Genomic DNA, 12,415 nt, shown 5'->3' on the forward strand with positions numbered 1-12,415 from the left:
TGAGCAGCCAAGTCCACATGGCAGAACAAACTCTTTCTTTCGTTGATTGTCTAATGTCGCGCTTCCCAACGGTTCGGGTCTCCGTGGCCCAGCCGCGTGGTGAGATCAGTCTTGATGTGCCCGTGGTTGAGTGGTGTGCCGTTTGCAAAGCGTTGCGTGACGAGTTCGACTTTGAACAGTTATCCGATCTTTGCGGAGTGGACTATCTTGGCTATGGCAATGCGGAGTGGGACACCACTGATGTATCCGCGCAGGGGTTCAGCCGTGGCGTTGCTGGTAAGGCGGTTGGCCGCTTTGCTTGGGGTGAGTTTCCAAGTGCAGGCAGCAATGATGGTACTCAGCCGTGGGATGTTCCGCAGGAGCGCTTTGCAGTGCTCGCGCACCTCATTTCTTATCGGCATAACCGGCGTTTGCGGGTGCGTTGTTTTGCTTCCAATGATGCGTTACCGATCGTCGCTTCGCTGACGGACGTATGGCCTGGGGTGAATTGGTTCGAGCGTGAGGCATTTGATTTGTTCGGTATTGTGTTCGAGGGGCACCCTGATTTGCGTCGCATCCTGACGGACTATGGATTCATTGGTCATCCCTTTCGTAAGGATTTTCCGCTGACCGGCAACGTTGAGGTGCGTTACGACGAGGAAAAGAAGCGTGTTGTGTATGTCCCGGTCACCTCGGTTGAGCCGCGTGTCAGTGTTCCGCGGGTGATTCGTGATGATCCCCGCTTTGGGGCTGCAGCGGGCGAATCTACTCATTCGGAGACTGTTAAGTGAATCAGATTCGCCAGGCGCCTGCGGCTTCTGCCAGCAATGCTACTGAATCCAAGCAGGAGATTCGTAATTACACGATGAACTTCGGTCCACAGCATCCTGCCGCGCATGGGGTGTTGCGTCTGATTCTTGAAATGGACGGGGAGACAGTGGTTCGTGCGGATCCGCATATCGGTCTGCTGCATCGCGGGACTGAGAAACTTGCTGAGTCCAAGCCGTTTAATCAATCCATCGGTTACATGGATCGCTTGGACTATGTGTCGATGATGTGCAATGAGCACGCTTACGTACGCGCCATTGAGACTTTGATTGGCATCCAAGCGCCGGAGCGGGCGCAGTACATTCGTACGATGTTCGATGAGATCACGCGTATTCTGAATCATTTGATGTGGCTGGGGTCCAATGCGTTGGACCTTGGCGCAATGGCTGTGATGTTGTATGCGTTTCGCGAGCGTGAGGAGCTGATGGATGTGTATGAGGCGATCAGCGGCGCACGCATGCACGCAGCCTACTATCGTCCAGGTGGTGTGTATCGTGATTTGCCGGATACGATGCCCAAGTACAAGGAATCACGTTGGCACAAGGGCAAGGCGCTGAAGCGTCTGAACGCCGCTCGCGAAGGTTCAATGCTCGATTTTCTGGAGCACTTCACTGACACGTTCCCGCAGCGTATCGACGAGTATGAGACGTTACTTACTGACAACCGTATCTGGAAGCAACGCACCGTTGGTGTGGGTGTGATTGAGCCGGATGTGGCCAAGGCCTGGGGAATGACAGGTGTCATGTTGCGTGGCTCGGGTATTGCTTGGGATCTGCGCAAGAAGCAGCCTTACGCTAAATATGATGCGGTCGATTTTGATATTCCGCTTGGCACGTGTGGTGATTGCTATGACCGTTATTTGTGCCGTGTGGCTGAGATGCGTGAGTCGAATCGCATCATCAAACAGTGTGTGCAGTGGTTGAAGATGAATCCCGGTCAGGTGATGGTTGAAAACTGCAAAGTTGCTCCGCCCAAGCGTGAGAGCATGAAGGACGACATGGAGGCATTAATTCACCACTTTAAATTGTTCAGCGAAGGTTATTGTGTTCCTGCCGGTGAAACTTACAGTGCGGTCGAGGCGCCGAAAGGTGAGTTTGGTTGTTACTTGATCTCCGATGGTGCCAATAAGCCGTTTCGTGTGCATTTGCGTGCTCCAGGATTTGCGCACTTGTCCTCAATGGATGCCGTGGTGCGTGGCTATATGTTGGCCGATGTTGTGGCCATGATTGGTACATATGATTTAGTGTTTGGTGAGGTCGACCGATGAAGGCGACAAAGAGTTTTGAACTGGTGCGTGATGTGGATCCCCAGGTGGTATTGGGTGACCGCACGCGGGCTCACATTGATCATTGGCTTGCCAAGTTTCCAGCGGATCAGAAGCGATCAGCCTTGTTGCAGGGGCTGTATGCCGCGCAGGAGCAAAATCAGGGTTGGTTGACGGATGAGCTCATCGCCGCTGTGGCCAAATATCTGGATATTCCGTCCGTATGGGCTTATGAGGTTGCTACTTTCTACTCAATGTTTGAGACGCGGAAGGTTGGCCGCCATAATGTTGCTTTCTGCACCAATGTCAGTTGTTGGCTCAACGGTGCTGAGGATTTGGTGAGCTATGCGGAGGAAAAACTAGGTTGCAAGCTTGGCCAATCCACTGCTGACGGCCGTGTTTACCTCAAGTGTGAGGAAGAATGCCTTGCTGCTTGTGCTGGTGCTCCGATGATGGTGATTAACGGTCATTATCATGAGCGTCTGACCAAGGAGAAGGTTGACCAGTTGTTAGACGGCTTGGAGTAACGTCATGGGACATCCTCACGTATCCAAGGGACCGGTTGGCCCGGCACCTCAGCCGCACCAAGTGATCTATACCACGTTGCATTATGAAATTCCTTGGTCGTATGAAAGCTATTTGAAGACCGGCGGCTACACTGCGTTACGCAAGATTTTTGAGGAAAAGATCCCTCCGGAGCAGGTCATAGACATGGTCAAGCAGTCGAATCTGCGGGGTCGTGGTGGTGCAGGTTTTCCGACGGGTCTCAAATGGTCCTTCATGCCGAAGGGCACCATGCAAAAATATATTCTGTGTAACTCGGACGAGTCCGAACCGGGAACCTGTAAAGATCGTGACATCCTGCGCTATAACCCGCATTCCGTGGTGGAGGGGATGGCGATTGCATGTTATGCCACTGGTTCCACTGTGGCTTACAACTATTTGCGTGGGGAGTTCCACCACGAGCCGTTCGAACATTTTGAACAGGCGCTGGCCGATGCTTACACACATGGTTGGCTTGGTAAGAGCGTTTTGGGAAGTGGCGTAGATATCGATATCTATGCGGTGCTTGGTGCTGGTGCCTACATCTGTGGTGAAGAGACTGCGCTCATGGAGTCTCTGGAAGGCAAGAAGGGGCAGCCTCGCTACAAGCCCCCCTTTCCTGCCAATTTTGGCTTGTACGGCAAGCCATCAACGATCAACAACACTGAGACGTATGCCGCAGTGCCAGCCATTATTCGCAATGGTCCGGAGTGGTTTTTGTCTCTGAGCAAGACTAAAAACGGTGGCTCTAAGATCTTCTCCGTCTCGGGGTGCGTGCAGCAAGGGGGTAACTTCGAGGTACCCTTAGGCACCACCTTTGATGAATTGCTGGAGATGGCTGGTGGCCTGCGGCCAGGTCGCGCTCTGAAAGCTGCAATTCCGGGGGGAGTATCCATGCCGGTATTGAAAGCCGAGCAGTTGCAGGGCCTTCAGATGGACTACGACACACTGCGTGTGCTGGGTAGCGGTTTAGGCTCGGGGGGGATTGTTGTGCTTGATGACAGTGTCTGTTGTGTCCGTTTTGCCTGCCGCATCTCGCAGTTTTTTCATAAGGAATCGTGTGGCCAGTGTACTCCGTGCCGTGAGGGGACCGGTTGGATGCACCGCGTTTTGGAGCGTATCGTTGCTGGCCAGGCCACGATGGAGGATCTGCACCAGCTTAAAGTTGTGGCGGGGCAGATTGAGGGGCATACCATTTGTGCGTTTGGTGAAGCTGCAGCTTGGCCAATCCAAGGGTTCCTGCGCCAATTCTGGGATGAATTTGAGTACTACATTGTTCATGGTCGGTCGATTGTGGATGACAAGGCGAGAGTGGCTGCATGAGTGACCAATCTGTGAATCCTGAGGTGCGGCCTGATCGTGTCACCATTGAAATTGATGGCCAGAATTTAGTTGTACCGAAAGGTTCAATGATTATTCAGGCTGCAGATAACGCTGGTATTCCGATCCCGCGTTTTTGTTACCACGAGAAGTTGCCAATCGCGGCCAATTGCAGAATGTGTCTTGTCGATGTCGAGAAGGTGCCGAAGCCTTTGCCAGCCTGTGCTACGCCGGTGATGGAGGGGATGAAAGTCCGCACCCGCAGTGAAAAAGCCCTGCAATATCAGCGTAGCGTGATGGAGTTCTTGCTCATCAATCATCCCCTGGATTGTCCGATTTGTGATCAGGGAGGCGAGTGCGAGTTGCAGGATGTTTCAATGGGCTATGGTCGCTCGGTCAGCCGCTTTCATGAGCGTAAACGCGTGGTACCGGATGAGGACATTGGTCCGTTGGTCGCTACCGAGATGACCCGCTGTATTCAATGCACGCGTTGTGTGCGTTTTACCGCTGACATTGCTGGTACCTATGAGTTGGGCGGTATGTACCGTGGAGAGAATCTGCAAATCGGTACTTATGACGGTAAACCACTTATTACTGAGTTATCTGGGAACGTGGTCGATGTGTGCCCGGTCGGTGCATTGACGAACAAGGTATTTCAGTTTCGTGCTAGACCGTGGGAATTAATGGCCTACCAGTCGTTGGGGTATCACGATGCGATGGGTTCCAACTTATTTCTGCATGTGCGTCAGGGCGAAGTGTTACGTACGGTGCCGCGTGACAATGAGTATGTGAACGAGTGTTGGTTGTCTGATCGTGATCGTTATTCGCATCAGGGGTTGTACGCGGCGGATCGTGCGGTCAAGCCGCTAAAGAAGGTTGGTGACCAGTGGTTGGAAGTGAGTTGGGCCGAGGGTGTGTCCGCTGCCGCTGAGATCTTGAGTGCGCATCGTGGCGATGCGCTTGGTGTTTTGGTGCATCCTGCTACGTCGAACGAAGAGGGGGCATTGTTGGCACGTCTGGCAGCGGGTCTGGGCACCGGTCACCTTGATCATCGGATCTTCAACCGTGATTTTTCTGATGTTGCTGTGGCCGAGCCGTTTGCATTGCCGTTGGCAGAGATCGGCAACGCCGATCTGGTCGTCTTATTCGGAAGCAACATACGTCAGGAGTTACCGTTGTTGCATGCACGCCTCCGCAAAGCGGTCACTTGCAACGGCGCCAAGGTGTACGCGGTAAATCCGGTCGATTTTGACTTCACTTTCTCGCTGACTGGGAAGTCCATCGTTCCTCCGTCGCAGTTAGCCAATGCGTTGACCGATGCGGCTTTGCTCAATGCGGCGAAAGCGGCTGCCCGTGTGGTCATTGTGGTCGGTGCACTGGCCGAGAATCACCCGCAAGCAGCCACGTTGCGGGCGGCGGCGCGTCAGTTCGCTGAGACGACCGGTGCGGCCTTGTGCCGCATCCCGCAAGGGGCTAATTCGATTGGACTTACCCAGCACGGTGTGTTGCCGACAGGTCGTGATGCTGCTGCGATGCTTGTCGAGCCTTGTCAGGCTTATGTGTTGTACGGTATTGAGCCGGGCTTGGACTTTGCCGACACGGCGACCGCGCGTCAGGTACTGCATGGTGCCAAGGTGGTCGCGTTCAGTCATTTCGCTTGTGTCTCAACCCGTGATGTCGCGGATGTCATCTTGCCTATTGGTTTATTACCTGAGATTGATGGGACATTGACTAATCTTGATGGTCGCACTCAGGCGGCTAAGCCAGGCGGCAAATTACCGCTTGAGGCCCGTGAGGGATGGCGTGTGCTGCGTGCCTTGGGAGGTGAGTTGGGGCTATCCGGTTTTGATTTTCTCGATTTGGCGGGTTTGCGTGCGCAGTTGCGGCCGCACCCCGTGGTTCCTTCGACATCGGCACAGCCGATTGCAGCGCAGGAGGGGTTGGAAGTGGCGGCGACACCGGCGATCTATCGTACGGATGCCGTCGTACGTCGTGCTGCTGCATTGCAGGCGCATCCGCTGAATGTTGCTCCAGCCCTGGCGTTACATCCAGAGCAGGCGAAGCAATTGCAAGTGGTCGCTGGCCAGATGGTTAAAGTGAGTACGGCTGCTGGCAAAGCGACGCTGCCAGTGGTGTTAGACACGCGTGTCGCCTTGGGTACGGTCTGGATCGAAACGGGTCACGGTGCCACCGCACCAATCGGTGCTGGTCGCGTCACGATGGTGGCTGTATGAATACATGGTTCTTGAATGTGGTTGATCCGTTGCACCAATGGTTTCTCGGGTTTGGAGACATTGGTGTCGTGTTGTGGACCGTCTTGAAGATACTCATGATCGCTATCCCATTAATTGTGTCGGTGGCGTTCTATGTGGTGTGGGAACGCAAACTGATCGGTTGGATGCATGTGCGTCATGGGCCGATGTATGTCGGCATGGGTCTCTTTCAAGCTTTCGCGGACGTTTTCAAACTTCTGTTTAAAGAGGTTCTATATCCTAGCAAGGCGCATAAGGCGATTTTTGTGATCGCGCCGTTGTTGACGTTAGCGCCCTCATTCGCCGCTTGGGCCGTTGTGCCCTTTGATACAAAATTAGTGTTGTCTAACGCCAATGTGGGCTTGTTGTATTTGTTGGCGATGACTTCGCTGGGTGTCTACGGCATCATTTTGGCCGGTTGGGCCTCTAATTCGAAGTATGCCTTCCTGGGGGCAATGCGTTCAGCGGCTCAGGTCGTCAGCTACGAAATTGCGATGGGCTTTGCTTTGGTCGGTGTGATGATTGCTGCGGGCAGTCTCAATCTGTCTCAGATTGTGATGGCGCAGGCGGGCAGTTCTGGTTTCTTTGATTGGTTTTTGATTCCGTTATTCCCCTTGTTTATTGTGTATTGGGTATCTGGTGTGGCTGAAACGAATCGTTCTCCGTTTGATGTTGTGGAGGGTGAGTCTGAAATTGTCGCCGGACATATGGTGGAATATTCCGGCAGTGTATTTGCGCTTTTTTTCTTGGCCGAATACGCCAATATGATTTTGGTCAGTTTATTGATTTCTATTTTTTTCCTGGGCGGTTGGTTGAGTCCAATCCAGGGATGGGTGAGTGGTCAGGTTTCACCGTTGATTGATTGGGTGTGGAACGGTGGTTGGCCGTGGTTGCTGCTTAAGGTCTTGTTTTTTGCAAGCGCCTATATTTGGTTCCGTGCGAGTTTCCCCCGATATCGTTACGACCAGATTATGCGTTTGGGGTGGAAGGTGTTTATCCCACTGACGATTGTGTGGATCGCAGTGACGGCATTAATGGTGTTTTCCGGTGTGATTCAAAAGGGCGTGTAAGTGATGAACAGAGTGATGCATTACTTCAAGAGCCTGCTGTTACTTGAACTGTTGGCTGGATTGTGGCTGACGTTGAAATACACCTTCAGGCCGAAATACACCGTGTTGTATCCGATGGAGAAGTTTCCACAATCACCACGTTTCCGTGGCCTGCATGCGCTGCGCCGTTATCCTAATGGTGAGGAACGTTGTATCGCTTGCAAGCTCTGTGAAGCGGTATGCCCTGCGTTGGCAATTACGATTGATTCTGCCAAACGTGAAGATGGCACGCGTCGTACCACGCGTTACGACATTGATTTGTTCAAATGTATTTTTTGCGGTTTTTGCGAAGAGAGTTGCCCTGTTGATTCGATTGTGGAGACTCACATTCTTGAATATCACTTTGAGAAACGTGGGGAGAATATTGTGACTAAACCGCAGTTATTGGCCATCGGTGATCGATTTGAAGCAGAGATCGCCGAACGTCGTGCTGCCGATGCCGCTTTCCGTTGAGGTCATGATGGATTGGGTAAATATTGCTTTCTATCTCTTTTCCGCTGTCGCTGTTGCAGCGGCTGGTGCCGTTATCAGTGTGCGTCATCCGGTGTATGCCGTGTTATGTCTGATTTTGACGTTCTTTTCCATGGCCTGCATCTGGTTGCTCGTTGGTGCCGAGTTCCTGGGAGTGACTTTGGTGTTGGTCTACGTTGGCGCGGTGATGGTGCTGTTCTTGTTTGTGGTGATGATGTTGGATATCGATACCAGTCGATTACGTGAGGGTTGGGTCAGATATTTGCCCGTTGGTCTATTGGTGGCTGGGGTGATGCTGGTGCAGATGGTGGTGTTGATCGGCGTGAAGATGCGCATGGCGACGCCGTTCCCTGTGGATAATGCTGCTGCTCAGGCTGCTGATACGTCCAATCTAATCTGGTTGGCTCATAGTTTGTTCACCGACTTTTTGTTCCCGTTTGAGTTTGCGGCAGTCATTCTGACGGTGGCTGTGATCGCTGCCGTGATGCTAACGCTGCGCAAGCGTGAGGGTGTGAAGACTCAGGATCCGGGTCAGCAAACTCGGGTGAAGTCTGCTGATCGCCTGCGTATCGTTAGCATGCCAACTGAAAAACCGGTTTCTGTGGTTCCGATTCGGAGTGATACCAACAACGATGTACAGGAGATAAAGCCGTGATTAGCCTGGGTCATCTTCTTGCGTTGGGAGCAGTCCTATTTTGTATCAGTCTTGCGGGTATCTTTCTGAATCGTAAGAATGTCATCGTATTGTTGATGTCTATCGAGCTGATGTTGTTGGCCGTCAATGTCAACTTCATTGCCTTCTCTCGTCAGCTTGGTGACACTGCGGGCCAATTGTTCGTGTTTTTTATCTTGACCGTTGCTGCTGCAGAGGCTGCCATTGGCCTCGCGATCCTGGTCACCCTGTTCCGTACCCGCCACACGATTAATGTGGCCGAAGTCGATGCTCTGAAGGGCTGATCCGCAGATGGATATTACTCTTTCCAAGAATATGCTGATTGCTGTGGTCCTTGCTCCACTGCTTGGCAGCATTATTGCCGGATTGTTAGGGCGCCAGGTCGGCCGCAAGGGGGCGCATTGTGTCACCCTTTTGGGTGTTGCTGTCAGTTGCGCGTTGTCGTGTTGGACGCTTTACCAGCTCGTTGGACAGGGAGCGGCACCGTTTAATCAGAATCTCTATACCTTCTTCCAGGTGGGTGAGTATTCTGCCCATGTCGGCTTCATGATTGATCGTCTCACTGCGGTAATGATGGTTGTGGTGACGTTTGTGTCGCTGTTGGTCCATCTGTATACCATCGGCTACATGGAAGAAGATCCGGGGTATCAGCGCTTTTTTAGTTATATCTCTCTATTCACCTTCTCGATGCTCACTTTGGTGATGAGCAACAACTTTTTACAGTTGTTTTTCGGTTGGGAGGCAGTGGGATTGGTGTCTTACCTCTTGATCGGTTTTTGGTTCAAGCGGCCGAGTGCGATATTTGCCAACATGAAGGCGTTTTTGGTGAATCGCGTTGGTGACTTCGGTTTCTTGCTTGGCATTAGTTTGGTTCTGTACACGTTTGGCACATTGGATTATTCAGTGGTCTTTGCCAACGTGGGTAGCTTGGTGGGACAAACCACTAACGTGTGGAGCGGTAATGTCGACGTGTTTGGCAGCATCATCCACGTCATGGGGCCGCTGAGTTGGTCAACGGCGACGTTGGTGTGTATTTGTTTGTTTATCGGTGCGATGGGTAAGTCCGCACAGGTTCCGTTGCACGTGTGGTTGCCTGATTCCATGGAAGGGCCAACTCCTATTTCAGCGTTAATCCATGCGGCCACGATGGTGACGGCAGGCATTTTTATGGTTGCACGCATGTCACCGTTGTTCCAACTCAGTGAGGTTGCGTTGCAGTTCGTGTTGTTCGTTGGTGCCACGACCGCATTTTTTACGGGGTTGATCGGCATGGTGCAGAATGACATTAAGCGTGTCGTGGCGTATTCCACCTTATCGCAGTTGGGTTATATGACAGTGGCACTGGGTGTGTCGGCGTATTCGGCGGCTGTGTTCCACCTGATGACGCACGCGTTCTTTAAAGCATTGCTATTTCTTGCGGCTGGCTCAGTCATTATTGGCATGCATCATGAGCAAGATATGCGCAAGATGGGCGGGCTACGTAAGTACATGCCAATAACCTATATCACCAGTGTGATTGGTACGTTGGCTTTGGTGGGGACGCCGTTCTTTTCTGGATTCTATTCCAAGGACACCATCATTGAGGCAGCGGCTTATCATGCTGAGCATGCACACAGTTGGGTAGCGACTTACGGTTACTGGGCGGTGCTCGGCGGTGTACTGGTGACGAGTTTCTACAGCTTCCGCTTGTTGTTTCTGACCTTTCATGGTGAGGAGCGTTTCCGCCGTGTTGGAGGCGGACATGATGCTGATGACCATGTAAATACACACACGTCAAATGATGAACATGCGCATGGTGTGCATGAGCCGCAAGAATCGCCATGGGTAGTGACATTGCCGCTAATTTTTCTGGCAATCCCTTCTATTGCGTTGGGCTTCTTCACGATTGGTCCGATGCTGTTTGGTACGGACTGGGCAGGCCATCATGCCGTTGAGGTGATCTGGGGTCAGACTGTCTCATTCTTTACAGGCATCATTGATTTTTATGATCCGGCACAGAATACAGTTGCTGTTTTGGGTGAGGAATTCCGCGGCCCGGTGGCTTTTGCGCTGCATGGGATGATGTCGGCACCATTCTTTTTAACGGTTGCCGGCTTCTTGCTTGCCGTGTTGCTGTATCTATGGAAACCGCAATGGCCAGTGAAAATACGTGAAACCTTCTCGTTGCCGGTGCGTATTCTGGAGAACAAGTACGGTTTTGATGCGTTGTGGATCGGTGGTTTTTCCGGATGGGGCCTCAAGCTTGGTAATGTTTCCCGCGCGATTGATACCCATGTGGTGGATGGTGTTTTGGTGAATGGTTCGGCACGCCTGATTGATGTGGTGGCGAATGTGTTACGTCGCACGCAATCTGGTTTTGTCTATCACTATGCCTTCGCAATGATCATTGGTTTGATCGCTTTGTTGGCAGTGCTGATGTGTTTTTGGCGTTGATCTGTTACGGAATAAAAATACGTGTCGAATTGGCCTCTACTGTCTGTCTTAATTTGGCTGCCGATCATTGGTGGCCTCTTGATTATGGGGTTGCGCAACGCCCATGTTGCTCGTTGGGCAGCGTTAGCGGTCGCGCTGGTTACCTTCGGATTCAGTCTGCACTTGTTGGGTGGTTACGATATTGCTAAAGATGCGTTGCAGTTTGTTGAGCAGCATGTCTGGATCCAGACGTACAGTATTGGTTACAACCTTGGTGTGGATGGCATCGCGATCGCGCTGGTGCTGTTGACAACGTTGGTGACTGTATTGGTATTGATCGGTTCCTGGGGGTCGATCCAGCAGCGTGTTCCCCAATACGTGGCGGCGTTTCTCATTCTTGAAGGGGTGACAATCGGTATCTTCGCTGCGACGGACGCAATGCTTTTCTATGTGTTCTTCGAGGCGATGTTGATTCCGATGTTCTTGATCATCGGTGTCTGGGGTGGTCCACGTCGTATCTATGCAGCGATCAAGTTTTTTCTTTATACCTTTCTCGGTTCGGTGTTGATGTTGGTTGGCTTGATCTACCTGTATTTGAAGGGGGGGAGCTTTCAGCTGGCTGATTTGTATGCAATGCAGCTCAGTGCCAAAGAGCAGACGTGGTTGTTCTTTGCCTTCTTGATTGCTTTTGCGGTCAAGGTCCCAATGTTCCCGGTGCATACATGGTTGCCGGATGCTCACGTGGAAGCGCCGACTGCAGGTTCAGTGATCCTGGCGGCGATTGCGTTGAAGATTGGTGGCTACGGTTTCTTGCGTTTCAATCTGCCGATTGTCCCGGATGCGAGCCACGAGTTTGCTTGGGTGGTTATTGCGTTGTCCTTAATTGCGGTGATCTATGTCGGCTTGGTTGCGCTGGTACAGGAGGATATGAAGAAACTGATTGCCTATTCTTCAATTGCGCATATGGGCTTCGTGACATTGGGGATCTTCATTGCCTTCACCTTGGTACGTGACTTTGGTAATACAGATGCTGCGCGTCTTGGATTACAGGGGGCCATGGTGCAAATGATTTCGCACGGTTTCGTCTCTGGTGCAATGTTCACTTGTATTGGTGTGCTGTACGATCGCATGCATACCCGCCGTATCGCTGATTACGGTGGGGTGGTGAATGTGATGCCGTGGTTTGCGACGTTTGCCATATTGTTCTATATGGCAAATGCGGGCTTGCCGGGAACCAGTGGTTTTGTTGGTGAATTCATGGTGATCCTTGCCAGTTTTCAAAAGCACCCACTGGTGGCATTCGGTGCAGGGACGACGCTAGTGATTACCGCTGCCTACACGCTGTGGCTCTATAAACGTGTGTTTTTTGGAGAGGTTGCTAATACGCATGTCGCCGCATTGAAAGACATTAATTTTCGGGAAGCTTCCGTACTCGTGTTGTTCGCGATTGGTGTGTTGGTGTTGGGGCTGTATCCTAAGCCGCTTATTGATTTGATGGATTCTTCCATTGTCAAGCTCACTACTCAGATTGCCGTGAGCAAGCTGTGATCGGCTGCGGCACAAT

At 52.0% G+C, this 12,415-nt stretch carries 11 protein-coding genes; all 11 read left to right on the forward strand.

Going from position 1 to position 12,415, the window contains the following annotated elements; all coding sequences use genetic code 11:
* Positions 1-17: 17 nt before the first annotated feature.
* From F7G16_RS01300 to F7G16_RS01350, 11 genes are read left to right on the forward strand one after another with little or no spacing between them, the layout of a single operon-like run.
* The gene (locus F7G16_RS01300; protein ID WP_004087936.1) at positions 18-770 is read left to right on the forward strand and encodes an NADH-quinone oxidoreductase subunit C; all 753 of its coding nucleotides are present in this window, start codon (positions 18-20) and stop codon (positions 768-770) included.
* The gene (locus tag F7G16_RS01305; protein WP_011097562.1) at positions 767-2,074 is read left to right on the forward strand and encodes an NADH-quinone oxidoreductase subunit D; all 1,308 of its coding nucleotides are present in this window, start codon (positions 767-769) and stop codon (positions 2,072-2,074) included. The genes F7G16_RS01300 and F7G16_RS01305 overlap by 4 nt, the downstream gene beginning before the upstream one ends.
* Positions 2,071-2,598, forward strand: a complete 528-nt coding sequence (gene nuoE, locus F7G16_RS01310; RefSeq protein ID WP_004087934.1) for an NADH-quinone oxidoreductase subunit NuoE — start codon at positions 2,071-2,073, stop codon at positions 2,596-2,598. Before F7G16_RS01305 ends, nuoE begins: the two co-directional genes overlap by 4 nt.
* A gap of 4 nt (positions 2,599-2,602) precedes the next feature.
* Positions 2,603-3,937 (forward strand): NADH-quinone oxidoreductase subunit NuoF, encoded by a 1,335-nt coding sequence (gene nuoF, locus F7G16_RS01315; protein WP_004087933.1) that lies wholly within the window; start codon positions 2,603-2,605, stop codon positions 3,935-3,937.
* Positions 3,934-6,168: an NADH-quinone oxidoreductase subunit NuoG gene (gene nuoG / locus F7G16_RS01320; protein WP_004087932.1), complete on the forward strand. Its 2,235-nt coding sequence runs from the start codon at positions 3,934-3,936 to the stop codon at positions 6,166-6,168. Before nuoF ends, nuoG begins: the two co-directional genes overlap by 4 nt.
* The gene (gene nuoH, locus F7G16_RS01325) at positions 6,165-7,256 is read left to right on the forward strand and encodes an NADH-quinone oxidoreductase subunit NuoH (protein ID WP_038231678.1); all 1,092 of its coding nucleotides are present in this window, start codon (positions 6,165-6,167) and stop codon (positions 7,254-7,256) included. Before nuoG ends, nuoH begins: the two co-directional genes overlap by 4 nt.
* A 3-nt stretch (positions 7,257-7,259) precedes the next feature.
* Positions 7,260-7,748 carry an NADH-quinone oxidoreductase subunit NuoI gene (gene nuoI / locus F7G16_RS01330; protein WP_004085295.1) on the forward strand — a complete coding sequence of 163 codons (489 nt, stop codon included), beginning with the start codon at positions 7,260-7,262 and terminating at the stop codon, positions 7,746-7,748.
* Between the two features lie 4 nt (positions 7,749-7,752).
* Positions 7,753-8,421, forward strand: a complete 669-nt coding sequence (locus F7G16_RS01335) for an NADH-quinone oxidoreductase subunit J (protein ID WP_038231682.1) — start codon at positions 7,753-7,755, stop codon at positions 8,419-8,421.
* Positions 8,418-8,723, forward strand: a complete 306-nt coding sequence (gene nuoK / locus F7G16_RS01340; protein WP_020851042.1) for an NADH-quinone oxidoreductase subunit NuoK — start codon at positions 8,418-8,420, stop codon at positions 8,721-8,723. The genes F7G16_RS01335 and nuoK overlap by 4 nt, the downstream gene beginning before the upstream one ends.
* A 7-nt stretch (positions 8,724-8,730) precedes the next feature.
* Positions 8,731-10,872: an NADH-quinone oxidoreductase subunit L gene (gene nuoL / locus F7G16_RS01345; RefSeq protein ID WP_004087928.1), complete on the forward strand. Its 2,142-nt coding sequence runs from the start codon at positions 8,731-8,733 to the stop codon at positions 10,870-10,872.
* Between the two features lie 21 nt (positions 10,873-10,893).
* Positions 10,894-12,399 carry an NADH-quinone oxidoreductase subunit M gene (locus F7G16_RS01350; RefSeq protein WP_011097566.1) on the forward strand — a complete coding sequence of 502 codons (1,506 nt, stop codon included), beginning with the start codon at positions 10,894-10,896 and terminating at the stop codon, positions 12,397-12,399.
* Positions 12,400-12,415 lie beyond the last annotated feature (16 nt).

It is taken from the genome of Xylella fastidiosa (assembly GCF_011801475.1).
Lineage (GTDB): Bacteria > Pseudomonadota > Gammaproteobacteria > Xanthomonadales > Xanthomonadaceae > Xylella > Xylella fastidiosa.